Annotated in this window: 11 protein-coding genes and 1 pseudogene; 2 read left to right on the top strand and 10 right to left on the bottom strand. The window is 68.2% G+C overall.

The genetic code is table 11. From position 1 onward, the window contains the following. Window positions 1–17: 17 nt before the first annotated feature. A complete protein-coding gene (locus OG963_RS37180) occupies window positions 18–1133 on the bottom strand; it encodes an amidohydrolase family protein (RefSeq protein ID WP_371800348.1) in 1116 nt (371 codons plus the stop codon). A 798-nt stretch (window positions 1134–1931) separates the two neighbouring features. Here OG963_RS37180 and OG963_RS37175 point away from each other — a divergent pair. Further along, window positions 1932–2450: a hypothetical protein gene (locus OG963_RS37175; protein ID WP_371799873.1), complete on the top strand. Its 519-nt coding sequence runs from the start codon at window positions 1932–1934 to the stop codon at window positions 2448–2450. Window positions 2451–2641: 191 nt separating this feature from the next. Here the strand turns inward: OG963_RS37175 and OG963_RS37170 are convergent, their stop codons facing one another. The 9 genes and pseudogenes from OG963_RS37170 to OG963_RS37130 all read right to left on the bottom strand — a co-directional run bounded on the left by OG963_RS37170 (window position 2642) and on the right by OG963_RS37130 (window position 11830). After that, on the bottom strand, window positions 2642–3052 hold the full coding sequence (locus OG963_RS37170; protein WP_371126470.1) for a DDE-type integrase/transposase/recombinase: 411 nt from the start codon (window positions 3050–3052) through the stop codon (window positions 2642–2644). Between the two features lie 9 nt (window positions 3053–3061). Continuing rightward, window positions 3062–3298: pseudogene (locus OG963_RS37165) on the bottom strand (IS3 family transposase); the annotation flags it as partial. A 588-nt stretch (window positions 3299–3886) separates the two neighbouring features. Continuing rightward, on the bottom strand, window positions 3887–4768 hold the full coding sequence (gene sigJ / locus OG963_RS37160; protein WP_093777692.1) for an RNA polymerase sigma factor SigJ: 882 nt from the start codon (window positions 4766–4768) through the stop codon (window positions 3887–3889). Between the two features lie 367 nt (window positions 4769–5135). Continuing rightward, window positions 5136–6860 (bottom strand): heparinase II/III family protein, encoded by a 1725-nt coding sequence (locus OG963_RS37155; RefSeq protein ID WP_371799872.1) that lies wholly within the window; start codon window positions 6858–6860, stop codon window positions 5136–5138. Between the two features lie 4 nt (window positions 6861–6864). Continuing rightward, a complete protein-coding gene (locus OG963_RS37150; protein ID WP_093777688.1) occupies window positions 6865–7632 on the bottom strand; it encodes a hypothetical protein in 768 nt (255 codons plus the stop codon). Between the two features lie 12 nt (window positions 7633–7644). Continuing rightward, complete coding sequence (locus OG963_RS37145) at window positions 7645–8556, bottom strand: carbohydrate ABC transporter permease (RefSeq protein WP_093930776.1); 912 nt, start codon at window positions 8554–8556, stop codon at window positions 7645–7647. Next, entirely contained in the window at window positions 8553–9497 is a 945-nt protein-coding gene (locus OG963_RS37140; RefSeq protein WP_093930775.1) for a carbohydrate ABC transporter permease, read from the bottom strand. Before OG963_RS37140 ends, OG963_RS37145 begins: the two co-directional genes overlap by 4 nt. Then, window positions 9494–10762 carry a sugar ABC transporter substrate-binding protein gene (locus OG963_RS37135; RefSeq protein WP_371799871.1) on the bottom strand — a complete coding sequence of 423 codons (1269 nt, stop codon included), beginning with the start codon at window positions 10760–10762 and terminating at the stop codon, window positions 9494–9496. The genes OG963_RS37140 and OG963_RS37135 overlap by 4 nt, the downstream gene beginning before the upstream one ends. Window positions 10763–10810: 48 nt before the next feature. Further along, window positions 10811–11830 carry a hydroxyacid dehydrogenase gene (locus OG963_RS37130; protein ID WP_093930774.1) on the bottom strand — a complete coding sequence of 340 codons (1020 nt, stop codon included), beginning with the start codon at window positions 11828–11830 and terminating at the stop codon, window positions 10811–10813. Between the two features lie 199 nt (window positions 11831–12029). Between OG963_RS37130 and OG963_RS37125 the strand changes: the two genes are divergently transcribed. Beyond that, window positions 12030–13217, top strand: coding sequence for a substrate-binding domain-containing protein (locus OG963_RS37125; RefSeq protein ID WP_093930773.1), 1188 nt, complete (start codon window positions 12030–12032; stop codon window positions 13215–13217). Window positions 13218–13302: the final 85 nt, after the last annotated feature.

Genomic DNA, 13302 nt, shown 5'->3' with positions numbered 1-13302 from the left:
GGCGGAAGACCGTCAGCTCACCGCACCCGGATACCGGCGCGGAAGACTGCCTGTACGTCAAGGATGGCCGCAGGGTCATCCGCGGGGTTACCGGTGACGACCAGGATGTCGGCGTCGGCACCTGCGGCGATCCGACCCTTGCGGCCCTCCACACGGCACAGGCGGGCCGCCGAGCTGGTCATGGAAATGAGCGCGTCCAGCGGCGCGACGCCCAGCCGGGCCAGGTCGGCCACGCCGTGAGGGAGGACGTTGTGAGGCTTCGCGGGACCGATACCGGCGTCCGTGCCGATGACGACGTTGGCTCCGTGCTTGTTCAGGCTGCTGTAGGTATCCAGGAGTGCACTGGCGAACGCGGCCATGGTCTCGGACAGTTGCAGGGCCACGCCGGGGTCCTGACCCAGCGTCAGGCTGACGAAGGTTCCCTTCCTCACGATGGTGTCGATGAGATCGGGGTCCGAGACGGCGCCGTCGGCGGAGAGGAAGGAGACGTGCTCCAAGCTGTCGACGCCCGCTTCGACTGCGTCCCTGATGGCCTGGATGCCGTGAGCGTGGGCAGCCACCGGCAGCCCGAGGCGGTGTGCTTCGTCCACGACGACACGCAGGTCCTGCAAGCCGTACTGTGACGCGTGCGGCGCTACCGAACCGGGTGTCATATGGCCGCCGCTGGCCATGATCTTGATGACGGCACAGCCTCGGGCGTGATGCTCGCGGACGGCCGCACGAAGCGCTTCGGCGCCCTCGACCTCACCGCCGAAGAAGTGGCAGTGGCCGCCTGGCGTGGTCAGCGGAGGTCCGGCAGCCAGAATCTCCGGGCCGTGCTCCGGGTGCCCGACCATCTCCTCCACGAGAGCCAGCGAGAGGTAGCCCGGGTCACCGAGGTCGCGCACGGTGGTGATGCCAGCCAGCAGAGCGGACCGGGCCGCAGCCCGCATGTGCACCAGCAGGTCGCTGTCGGAGGCGGAGACCAAGGACGTCACGGGGTCCGGGCCGGCGTCGAAAGCAAGGTGGACATGGGTGTCGACGAGGCCGGGCAGCAGGCAGGCCGAGCGGCCGAGGTCGATGACCGCGCTGCCGTCGGCGGGCAGTGCCCCGGTGCGGTCCACGCGCACAATACGGTCCCCCAAGACGTGCACAGTGGCGGGGCCCGACAGGCTGAATCCGTCGAACATCGAACCGGCGTGTATGGCAAAGGAATCCATCGGCATTTCTCCAATCGGAAAGCGTGTGTCATGCGCTGCTTCGGCAAGTCCCGGGCGGCGGAGATCTACGGCTGCTCCGGCCTGGCCGACCCGCCGACATGCGCCTTCTTCGCTCCGTAAAGACCCGGGGCATGTACACCCACCTCGAAGGTCCGGCCGCCGGCCCGTCAGCGGGGTTCGACTCGCGTCAGGTAGACGAGATGACCCACACGGGTGTGACAGCCCAGATCTGCGGCGTCTTCGCCGGCAGCACTCCAGCCGTAGATCGCGATCTTGCCGGTCGAGCCAGGGCGGAGACTGCCGGCGACCACCGTTGATCATGGGAATCTAGTCGGCACATGGCAGACGGCGCGGCATGCATTACACTTAGGAGCAGATGCTCCTAAGTGGCGTCGGCGAGGGCGGACATTCCGGTCCGGGCTGCCGGTTCGCACCCTCGGGCGGCCGGTCCGATGTCGCGACCGGCATTCGCGACCACGCCCGGTCGCCCCGAAGTTCCTTGAAGGCTTGCCCTTGCTGTCGAGCCCGAGGCCTCACGGACCTCACCGACGGCCTGGGAGCCCGAGTTGAATCGTCACCTGTTTGACAGGTGACGAATTCATATGGGAACGTCAAAAGCGTCTACCCGAACGAGGGTTGTTTCGCGAGTCGATCAAAGCCGGCCCTGTCAATCGGGGCCGAAGGGTAGCCCTTCTATCGCTACCGCATCGATTCGCCACCGAATGGAGCGACATGATGCTGAACATATTCAAGACCAATAAGGTGCGTTATCTGAGTGCGGCCGCTGGTGTGGCCACGGCACTCGCCGGCGGCATCACTCTTGCGCCGTGGGCCTCGGCGGACACGCCGACTTCCATCAGCGCTCCCACGGCGAAGCACCGGACCGAAATCTTCGAGCTGGTCGGCAAACAGACCGCAAGCGCAGAAATGGATCTGGGCCAGAAGGGCGCCAGCATCGGTGACGAGCGCGTCGTCCACGAAGACCTCTATCGCGACGGCAAGAAGGTCGGCGATCACAGCGCGATCTGCACCATCAGCCACGTCAATCCGACGGCGCTGCAGTGCCTGGGTACCTTCTCCCTGCCTGAGGGGCAATTCGCCGGGCAAGCGCTGCTGCACCTGCCCGCCCCGTCCTACGTCGACGTCGGCATTACCGGCGGGTCGGGCAAGTACAGCAAGGCCTCGGGCTTCGTTCGCACCATTCCCGCCGGTGCCACCGAGAGGCACTTCACCGTCCACATGAACGGTTGATCAGGAAAGAGCCGGCAGCGGAAGCCGGATCGGCCGCGCCTCCGGGAGCCGGCCCGGTTGTGGTCACCGCCTGGGGCCACCGGCCTGCGGCCGACCTGCTGTCTCCCGTCGCCACCGGATGAACCGGCGCGGGCCGGTACCGGGGACGGATGTCTCTTGCGGACACAGCCGGCCCTCGAAGGCGGGGATCATCACCTCCATGACGAGTGCTCGTCATCACCTTCGAACAGGTGATGGCGAGCGCTCTGAGACCGTGCCCCGAGACGTCTGCCCGCACAGTTGAATCCACCATGGGCGCCGCGACCGGTGTGTATGACGGCTCCGGCGAGGCTGCCTCGGCTCCGCTCGGCGGCGGCCAGAGCGTCTGTGACGAGGTCGGTGCACATGTGAGCGGCGATCGCCGGGTCGACCAGGCGGCGTGAAGCAAGGTCGACGACCGTCGCCGGGTGGTGCAACTTCCCGTTCTCCAGCGGGAGATCGGTGAAGTCGCCGACGTACATCGTGTTCGGCTCGGTCACGGTGAAGCCGCGGCCGATCGGGTCCGGGGCCTTCGCCCTCGGCGGGTCCGCGACCGTGGTGCAATGCCTGCGACGCAGTCGCATGTCTGCAAGGCCGATACTCCGCACGACGCGCGCGATCCGCCGGCAGTTGACGCGCTCGCCTCCATCGCGGAGCTCGGCGGTGATCCTGGCAACACCGCAGGTGCCGTCCGATTCACGATGCAGGACTCGTACCCGGGCGGCGAGCCCGGCAACAGCCGCCCGCCGGCTAGCCCAGGCCGCAGCTGTCCGGCACCAGCAGCAGTAGCTGGAGCGGGCGATGCCGAGGATGCTGCACAGCCGCTTCACGCCGTAGCGGCGCTGGTGGTCGGCGACGACCTGTATGCGGTTCAGAAGCCGTCAATGAACGACTGCCGGTTTCGACACAACTTCGTTGCACCGCATGGCAGATGGGATGGCATGGCTGTAGCGGACGAGACCTTGAGCATCCTGGATGCGAAGTTCGCGGTCCTGCCGCCGCACCTGGACGAGCGACAACGGCTCCCGTATCCGGCCTCCGAGGCCGAGGTCCTGGGCCACGGCGGGATCGCGGTCGTGGCGGCCGGCCGAGGTCTCCGAGTCGACGATCTCGCGTGGGCAGGCCGAGTTCGCCGACGGGGCCGTGCCGCTGGGTCGGGTACGCGGACACGGCGGTGGACGCAACCCGGGAGCCGGGCCTGTCATTCGAGGCCTTGTTCGGGCCCAGGGATGTTGCTGCGTGCAGGGCGGCGGACTCCCACCACCTACGCTGATGAGTGAGTGGCAGGAGCCCGTTTCATCCCTGTGAGTCCGTCGAACGTGCGGTCCGGCTTGCTCGGATCCCGCACTCCCTGGAATGCGGCTTGACAGCCCCGCCCCGAATCAGGGCGCGAGCAACTCCGCACCTGGCGTGAGGTGTCACAAGTGCGCGAGCTTGTCCGGGTTGAGGACCCTGCGGTAGGCGACGACCAGGCCGTCCTTGATCTCCACCGTGTCCACGGAGACGGCCCGCCCTTCCCGACGCAGCAGGAGCGCTGGTTCGCCTCCGACCTCGATGACCTCAATGCTGTCCGGGCGCCACTGGCGCCCCACGCGTACCATCACCATGGCGATGCGCGCGCCGCCGTGGATGTACTTGCGCGCCGCGGCGAGCTTGCCGCCACCATCGGTGACATAGACGGCATCGGGGTGCAGGAGGCGTACCAGACCGGCGATGTCCCCCGCTTCGTACGCGTCGCGGAAGGTGGTGAGCAGGCGCTCACGCTCCGCCCGGGAAGCATGGGGCGTGGACTGCTTTGCCGTGGCCATCTTCCGCCGCGCCCGTGAGGCCAGCTGGCGGGCGGCCGCCCCGGAGGCGCCCAGCACGTCGGCGATCTGGCTGAACTCGAGACCGAAGACGTCGTGGAGGATGAAGGCCACACGCTCCGGCGGCTTCAGTTCCTCCATCACCAGGAGCATCGCCGACCCGACGGATTCGTCGACCAGTACCGGCTCCGAAGCGTCCGGCCCCGTCAGCAACGGCGCCGGCAACCACGGCCCGACATACGTTTCCCTGCGGGCGCGGGCGGACTTGAGGATGTCGTACGACCGTCGCGCGGCCACCGTGAGCAGCCAGGCTCGGAGGTCACGGACGTCGCGCAGGTCCGCTGTGGCTGCCCGCAGCCATACATCCTGGGTCACATCCTCAGCATCGGCCACGCTGCCGAGCAAGCGGTACGCCGCTCCGAAGACGGCGGGCCGGAGGGCTCCCCATTCGTTCTCGAGCACCCCAGGTGGCCTGGGCATACGCGTCACGTCCATTGACGTAGCTCCTCCGCTCTCGCCGGTGCTCGGGTGAGCACCCCCCGGGAGCCAATCGAGATATTTTTTATCCAGAATTTTGTCAGCAAAAATTCATGCCTCACGGGACCTGCCTCGGTCGCGCCCGAGCGCTCTGCCCACATACCGAGTTCGGCGGTTCGCATTTTCCTCACATTAGGAGCATATGCTCTTAATGGAATGACGGCAAGGGCTACGCCTTCGGCCCCCACCTCGGGGAGGTCAGGTGCCCGAACCCACTTGAACCCGAATCCCGTCTTGCGGTCGCCGATCAGGACCCTCCATGCCGAGGAAATCTGCCTCCTTCTCCTGCTCCGTCGGCATGTAGGCCTGCCGTTCCCGTACACCTTCACGCCGGCAAGGGCCCTCCGCCGGTGTCTCCCGGGGGGCCGTCCCCGCCGACAGCAGAGCCGACGGTGAAACGGAACGGCAACCGGGCCCGCCGCTCGACAAGGTCGAAGCCGAGCCGCAGGAGGTGGACGGTGTCGGGCGCACCCTCATGGTCGGTGGTGTGCACCGTTTCGACGTGCGGGACACAGCCTCCCGGCAGGCTGAGGTGGACCCGTGCCGTGCTTCCGGTCCACACCACCCCGTCCGCGCGGATTTCAGGGCGCAGCCGGCTGACGAACACCTCCTCCAGCGGCACCGGGCGTTCTGTCTCCACCTCGTCGACGAGAAGCAGTTGCCCGGTGTCGCGATGCCAGGTGAAGGCGCGGCGCAGCGCTGTCAAGCCGTTCACCTCGTAGGCGCCGGCGAGGTCGAGGGTCAAGTCCGCGCCGTGCGCGTGGAGGTGGAGCTTCAACACCTGTGCCGCGCGGGCGCCGCCCGCGGACTGCTCGCGCGTGTCGACGCGGGGAACGGAGTGCGCGCGCGAGGAGGCGTGCAGGAATGCGTAGCGGGTGGCCTCGTCGAAGTACCCCTTGCGGTACTCGCCGGCGCCCAGGTCGGCGAGCAGCACCTCACCCCGGGCCGCCAGTACGAAGTGGCCGAGGTCGTTGTGATTGTGCGGCTCGGCGTTGTGGCCGCCCTTGGCCGCGAAGGCCACGCCCTGTCCCCGGTCGACCAGCCAGGCGAGGTCGGGGAGGTACGCCGTGGGCGGCTCGGGTTCCGGCGCGGGGGCGGGGCCCGGGGCGCCCCAGCGCAGGGTTCGGGAGAGGTCGGCCCAGTCCCGTGAGAGGTCCGCCCCGCTGTCCGTGGCCTCCACGGCCTCGGCGGGGACCTGGACCCCGAGCCTCCGCGCGAGCTGTCGGGCGAGACCGGCTGGTACGCGAGGCCGTTCCTCCCCGTCCGAGAAGGCGGGGAACAACCCGCCGCCCAGATGCACCGCGCCCGGAAAGCGGGCGATGGCGGACACCTTGGGGTGCGTGAGCAGATCCTCCCCGGTGAACTCCCGCAGCCCTTCCGCGAAGTAGACGAAGTGCGCGAACCCGAACACCCAGTAGCCCACCCCTTCCGCACAGCCCCCGTCCTCGCCGAAGCCACTGAGGTAAACGAGTTGTGCGCGTCGGCACCGGTCCAGGACTCGTGTCAGGCGCGGCCCCGGATCCCACAAAGCCAGTGCCGCGAGCCCCACGCAACCGCCACACACGGCTGCCCAGTTGTGTGCCCAGTCCTCCCACGGAAGCGGGCGTTCGTCGTCGGCGAGCAGGGACAGCACCCGGTGGTCCACCTGGTCGCGCACGCGGGCGGCGACCCGGGGATCCAGCCGGTCGCCGCAGACCTGGACCGTCTCGGCGAGCAGCTGCGCGGTGAGCGCGGCGAACAGGTCGAGGCACTGGTCCATACCCCGGCCCAGGCGGGTCGCATGCATCTCGTGGGCGGGCAGCGCCCAGGTGTACTCGTCGCAGACGGACCACAACGCGTCTTCCAATGAGTCGAGTTGGACTGCCGGGTCAACCACGGCCTCGGCGGCGAGGGCCGTCACCAGCGCTCGGCGCCGGAAGTACAGATCCTCGTACGCCAGACGGTCGCCGTCGTCGTCGAAGCGGCGGTACACGGAGAACGGCAGGTCCGGCAGGTGTGTGCTCCGCGCGGAGGCCGCTGCCGACCGGATACGGGCATGCAGCCCGCCCAACCAGTCAGCGTCCGGCGGATGTTTCCGGTCCCGCGCCCAACCGGAAGCTGTCGGTGACATCACGCCTCCCCTCTCGCGCGACAGGATCGCCCGCCGCGCCCGGATCGCCGAAGACCGCCATGACCCGGCAGTTGCGCCACAACACGAACAGCGCGCACCCAGGCAACACCGCGAGACCCAACAGCGGCGCCTGGTTGACGAGCAACAGGACCACGATCCCCAGCACGAGGTTCATCAGGGCCAGCAGCCCGTGCCGGACCACCGCGTACGGTGCCAGCAGGAAGAGCCGGCGGCCGATGCCGCCACCCCCGGCCACATGCGCGAGCGCGACCGGCCAGGCCGCGACAGCCACCAGCGCCACCACCACCACCATCGGCACGACTGCCGTACCCAGCACGAACGTTCGCAGTGTCACGACATCCGTGACGGCCGCGATCACGAGCAGCACGAAGGGTGCCGAGACCAGCGCCGCTCGCCGGAACAGCTGTCGGTACGCCCGGGCGAACAGCCGTACCGGCGCCTGTTCGTCCCCGGTTGCCGCGTCGAGATACGCGAACGCGGCGGCGAGGGACGGTCCCGGCAGCGTCAGCAGCAACAGCCCGAAGAACAGTGGGTGCCGCCACGGCTGATGGGTCACTTGCAGCGCGGCCAGCAGGGGCAGATTCGTCACGGCGATCCCGAGGTTGACGACCAGGACACGGTGGACGTGCGCCCATATCAACTCCCATGAACCGTAGGCGACATTGAGCCGCGGGCGTCGGCTCGCCTCCATCCTCTCCACCCCTCAGCCCTTCACACCGGTCGTCGCGATGCCCCGGACGAAGTAGCGCTGGCCAAGCAGGAACACCGCCAGGACCGGCACCACGGAGAGCACCGAACCCGTCATGATCATCGCCGACTCCGCGTCGTACTGCCCGATGAAGGCGCGCAGCCCCAACTGCACCGTCCACAGGCGGTTGTCGGTGAGGTAGATGAACGGGCCCATGTAGTCGTTCCAGGTGTTCACGAACGTCAGCAGAGCGAGGCTCGCGAGTGCCGGCTTGGACAGCGGAAGCACGATCCGCGCCCAGATGCCGTACTCGGTCAGGCCGTCGAGGCGTGCCGCCTCGCTGATCTCGTCCGGGATCGTCAGATAGAACTGCCGCATCAGGAAGACTCCGAACGCGCCGAACGCCTGCAGCAGGATCAGTGACGTGTACGAGTTCACCAGGCCGAGCTTCTGCATGATCACGTACTGCGGCACCATGTACGCCTGCCAGGGCACCGCGATCGTCGCGATGTAGCCGGTGAACAGCACATCCCGGCCCGGGAAGCGCATCTTGGCGAAGCCGTACGCCGCGAAGCTGCCGGTGAGCACCTGCAGAAACGTGATCACGACACTCAGGAAGAACGAGTTGCCGAGGTAGGCGGCGAACGGAACCCGCGTCCAGATGGTGGTGAAATTAGCCCATTTGAACTCTTCGGGGATCCACTGGATCGGCACCGTGAAGACGTCGCGGTCATCCTTGACCGACGAGATCAGCATCCAGATGAACGGCAGGAGAACCGCAAGGGCCACCACGGCGAGAAGCGCGTACAGGGCGATCTGCCCGGTGACCACCATCGCGCCGCCGCGGGCGCGGGGCTCCGCCGGAGGACCTGCGGGAGCCGGGTCCGTGGGCGCGCTGCTGTCCTTGCGCAGCACGGGGGTGCTCATCGCTCGCTCCTTCGCTGCATCCGGAACTGGATCACCGTGATCACCAGGCAGATCAGGAAGAGCGCGAGGGAGACCGCCGAGGCGTAGCCGAAACGGCCCTGCGTGATGCCCTCACGGAAGATCAGCTGGGACAGGACGAGGGTGGACCGGCCCGGCCCGCCCTCGGTCATGACCTGCACCAGGTCGAAGACCTTGAAGCTGGAGACCGTGATCATGACGGTGACGAAGAAGGTCGTGGGCCGAAGCCCCGGCAGTGTGACGTGCCAGAACCGCTGCCAGGGGCCCGCGCCGTCCATGCGGGCCGCCTCGTACAGCTCGGCCGGGACGGTCTGCAGTCCGGCCAGGAACAGCACCATGTAATAGCCCATGTCCCGCCACGCGCTCGTGATGATCAGCGCAGGCATCGCCCAGTCCTGGGAGCTGGTCCAGCCCGGCGGGTGGTCGATGCCGACGAACGTCAGGAACTGGTTGACCGGCCCCGACTCGGGGCTCAGCAGCATGTTCCACACCACGGCGACGGCGACGAGCGAGGTGATGTACGGGAAGAAGAAGGCGGTCCGCAGGACGTGCACGCCGCGCAGCTTCTGGTTGAGCAGCACGGCGAGGCCGAGCGAGACCACGAGGGTGAGCGGGATGTGTCCTGCCGCGTAGTACAGGGTGTTCTGCAGCGCGGCCCAGAAGTTGGAGTCGTTCCACAGCCGCTGGAAATTGTCCAGGCCCGCCCACTTCGGTGCGGAGTAGGAGTCCCAGTCGGTGAAGGAGATCGCGAGCGCGCCGATCACCGGGACGAGGGTGAGGGCGGCGAACCCGAGGAAGTTCGGCAGGATGAACGACCAGCCGACCAGGAGGTTGCGGCGCCGCCGGCGCTTCGCGGCGGCCCGGGGGGCTGCGGAAGCGCCGTCGGTCGCGTGCTGCGTGACGGGGGGTGCGACGATACTCACCGGACTTCGTCCTTCACACGCTTGTCCATCTCCTTGACGCCCTCGTCGACGGACTTCTCGCCGCTCATGATCATCTCGTGCTCCTCCTTGAGGATCTGGTCGATGTCGGAGGTCTTGTCGCTGACCGGCATCTCCAGCTGCACCGTGGTCGGCTGCATGGCCTTGCGGGACAGTGCGTCGGTCGGCATGCCGTCGACGGAGAAGAGGGTGTCGAGGATCTTGTCGCTGGTGTACGCGGGCGTGACGCCGATCTTCGCGACGGCGGCGGCGCCCTCCGGACCTGAGGCCCAGGTGACGAACCTCTTGGCGGCGTCCGCGTTGCGGGCCTTCTTGTTGACGGCGAAGGCGGTCGGCGAACCGAAGGTGACGCTCTTGCCGTCGTTCTTGGCCTGCGGCATCGGCGCCATGCCCCAGTTGATGTCGTTCTTGCCCTGCGCCTTCTCGGCAAGCAGCGCGGCCGCCCACCACGAGCCCATCGGGACCATGGCGGCCTTGCCGGTGGTCAGCTGCGAGTCGTAGGTGATCTGATTGCTGGAGGCCGTGGAGAACGGCAGGGTCGCCTTCGCCTTCTGCAGGCCGAGGGCCATCTCGTACTGGTCCTTGAAGAACGCGTAGTCGCCGCCGAGCTGGTCGCCGCCGGTCTGCGCGGAGGAGATCGCCTGGACGACGGAGCGCCAGGTGTGCAGGTAGGTGCCGTAGACCTTGTCGGAGCCGGAGCCCTTGGTGAACTTCTTCGCCAGCTCCGCGTAGTCGTCCCAGGTCAGCTCGGACAGGTCTTCCTTGCCGACCATGTCCTTGTTGTAGAAGAGGACCCAGAAGTCCGAGCGGTAGGGCAGCGCGTAGTACTTGCCCTTGAGGTTGTAGTCGTCGAGACCGGAGTACGACGCCTTGTCCAACTTGGCCGCCTCATCGGTCAGCGGCAGCAGCTGGTCGCGCGTGGCGTAGCGGGCGTAGTCGGTGACGTTCTTCATGGTCAGGACGTCGGTGGTGTCACCGCCCGCAAGCATCGTGGTGACCTTCTCCGGGTAGTTGTCCGCGAGGATGTCGACCGACTGGACGTCGATGTCGGGGTTCTTGGCCTCGAAACCGTCGATCAGGGCCTTGAACTCGGGCGTGGTCTTGTAGTTCCACAACGCGACCTTCACGACCGTATTGCCCTTGGACGACGAGGTGCTGTCCGTGCCGCTGGCGTCGCAGGCGGTGGCAGTCAGGGTCGCGGCGACGACCAACGGCGCGATACGGGCGAGGTTCTTCGTCAACTTCATTGCGGCGGCTCTCCTTTGAGCGGTTGGGGACGGTGGAGCAAGTCGGGGTCAGGCGCTCAGGCCCAGGGCCCAGCTCTCCGCGGTGATCTCGGCCCGCAACTGTTTGCCGGCGACCCAGCGGGTGAGTTCGTCGAGGACGTGGTCGGTCAGCCGGCCGATCTCGCTGCCCAGGGACCCGGCGATGTGCGGCGTGATCATCACGCGGGCCAGGCGGCGCAACGGCGATTCGGCGGGCAGTGGTTCGGGATCGGTGACATCGAGGATCGCGAAGAGCCGGCGGGAAGCGCACTCGGCGGCCAGCGCGTCGGGGTCGACGAGCGAGCCGCGCGCGGTGTTGATGACCGTCGCGAAGTCGGGGAGCGTGCTCAGCTGTTCCGCGCCGATGAGGTGGTGGGTCTCGGGCAGCTCGGGGGCGTGCACGGACAGCACGTGGACCCGCGGCAGCATCTCCTCCAGCGGTACGAGCCTCGCACCGGCCCGCGCCACCTCCTCCGGGTCGGCGTACGGGTCGGCCACCAGGCAGGTGGTGCCGCGCAGCACCTGCAGCAACTCGACGACCTGACGGCCGATCCGCGAGAAGCCGACGATGCCGACGGTCCTGCGGAAGTTGGACAGGTCGCCGTAGCCGGTGACCGAGCCCCACCCCTCGTACGCGCGCTGCTCGTCGGCGGCGAGGAACGGGACCTTCTTCCCGGCGAAGATGATCGCGGCGAGGGTGTACTCCGCCACCGGTACGGCGTTGGCGTCGGCAGCGCTGGTCACTCGGATCCCGCGCCGCCACACCTCCTGCCCGACCAGGTCGCGCACGCTGCCCGCCCCGTGCAGCACGGCCCGCAGGCGGGGTGCCGCGGCGAGCCGCTGCGGTGTGAGAGCGGGCGCGCCCCACGACGTGAGCAGCACTTCGGCGCGGGCCAGGCGTTCGCGCGACCTTGCGCTGTCGAGGTCGTCCGTCCAGCAGGGCTCGTCCAGGGTCACGAGGTCGGCGAGACGGCGCAGCCGGTCCTGATCGAAGTGTGCCTCGAAGCTGGACCTGCTCATCACGACCAGAGCGCGGGCCTTGGTCTGCATGCGGTGCGGGCTCCTCTGCCTTTGGGCACCCGCTCAAACAGCAGGTGCCATCCGTGTTTCCGGCGAGTTCCAGCCAGAAGACGCTGAGTCAGAGATAGTGGTCACCCACACAGACCCACCAGAGCTCGACCACGGACGAAACAAGCCGAACAAACTCGAACATCGCCCGGGCTCGGCACCGGACGGGAGGGGATGTGCCATGGCGTCGACACGGCCCACCGGGCCCGAGGGACCCGCGGGACCTCCCGCGAGGACCGACCAGTTGTTCGCGCTGCAACGCCGCCAACGGCTGATGGATCAGCTGCGGCTGCACGGCGCTGTTCGCGTACGCGATCTCGCGCAGGACCTCTCGGTCAGCGAGCTGACGATCCGGCGCGACATCGCGGCGCTCGCCGAACGCGGCCTGTTGACCCGGGTGCACGGCGGGGCCACGCTGCCCTCCGCCCTGGAGCAGGAGCCGGTGCGCCGGAGGCGCCTCGCGATGCCCGCATTCACGATCGGGATGGTCGTCCCCTCGCTGGACTTCTATTGGCCGCACATCGTCAGTGGGGTCCGCAACGCCGCAGCGGCTCACGGCGTCAACGTCCGCCTGCGGGGGTCCAGTTACGACCAGGCGGAGGACCGCCGACAGATCGTCCGGCTGACCGAATCCGGGCAGGTGCAGGGGTTGCTCCTCGCGCCGAGCCTGGAGGGCCCCGGCATGCACGAGATGATCGACTGGATCGGCAGACTGCCGGTCCCCGTGGTCTTCGTGGAGCGCAACACGCCCGACTGGACCCCGACGCCGCACCAGCTCGAATGGGTGCGCAGCGATCACGCGACCGGGCTGGAGATGGCGGTCCGGCATCTGCACACGCTCGGCCACCGCAATATCGGGCTCGTGCTGTCCAAGGGCAGTCCCACCTCTGCGCACCTCGCCGTGGGGTGGCACCGTGCCTGTGCCGAACTCGGTCTGTCCGCCGGCTTCCTGATACGCGAAAGCGTTGCCCTCGACGTACCGGGACACCGCCAAATCATCGGTGACATCCTGGAAGGCTGCCGCCGCTCCCACATCACCGCGCTCATCGTGCACAGCGACCCCGACGCAATCTCGGTGGTCCAGTACCTGACCGAGCAGGGCATCCGCGTGCCCGACGACCTGGCAATCGTCAGCTACGACGACGAGGTCGCCCATCTCGCCGACCCGGCCATCACAGCAGTACGGCCGCCCAAGGCACTCGTGGGCCGCACGGCCGTCGAGATGATGCTGGCGCGCCTCCTCGAAGGCGGTCGCCGCCCGGCCCAACGGGCGCTCATTCTACCGGAGTTGATGATCCGCGCCTCGTCGCTGCCGGCCGCACCGCACTCCGTGCCCGCGCCCACGACGCTGCGCCGCGAACCGGCCTGAGCGGCCCCGATGAGACCTCCACCGTGACCGCTCGCCTGCACGAGAGCTGTCTACCGGGCGGCGTCCTCCTTGCACGCAAACTGGT

The sequence above is a fragment of the Streptomyces sp. NBC_01707 genome (genome assembly GCF_041438805.1).
Classification (GTDB): Bacteria; Actinomycetota; Actinomycetes; order Streptomycetales; family Streptomycetaceae; genus Streptomyces.
This window is presented reverse-complemented; position numbering and strand designations above follow the sequence as displayed.

What these genes read in the sequence shown, in the direction of transcription:
- OG963_RS37175 (WP_371799873.1), top strand. Translation starts at nt 1,932, where the DNA reads ATGATGCTGAACATATTCAAGACCAATAAGGTGCGTTATCTGAGTGCG.
- OG963_RS37125 (WP_093930773.1), top strand. Translation starts at nt 12,030, where the DNA reads ATGGCGTCGACACGGCCCACCGGGCCCGAGGGACCCGCGGGACCTCCC.
- OG963_RS37130 (WP_093930774.1), bottom strand. Translation starts at nt 11,830, where the DNA reads ATGCAGACCAAGGCCCGCGCTCTGGTCGTGATGAGCAGGTCCAGCTTC.
- OG963_RS37145 (WP_093930776.1), bottom strand. Translation starts at nt 8,556, where the DNA reads ATGAGCACCCCCGTGCTGCGCAAGGACAGCAGCGCGCCCACGGACCCG.
- sigJ (WP_093777692.1), bottom strand. Translation starts at nt 4,768, where the DNA reads ATGGACGTGACGCGTATGCCCAGGCCACCTGGGGTGCTCGAGAACGAA.
- OG963_RS37150 (WP_093777688.1), bottom strand. Translation starts at nt 7,632, where the DNA reads ATGGAGGCGAGCCGACGCCCGCGGCTCAATGTCGCCTACGGTTCATGG.
- OG963_RS37135 (WP_371799871.1), bottom strand. Translation starts at nt 10,762, where the DNA reads ATGAAGTTGACGAAGAACCTCGCCCGTATCGCGCCGTTGGTCGTCGCC.
- OG963_RS37170 (WP_371126470.1), bottom strand. Translation starts at nt 3,052, where the DNA reads ATGCGACTGCGTCGCAGGCATTGCACCACGGTCGCGGACCCGCCGAGG.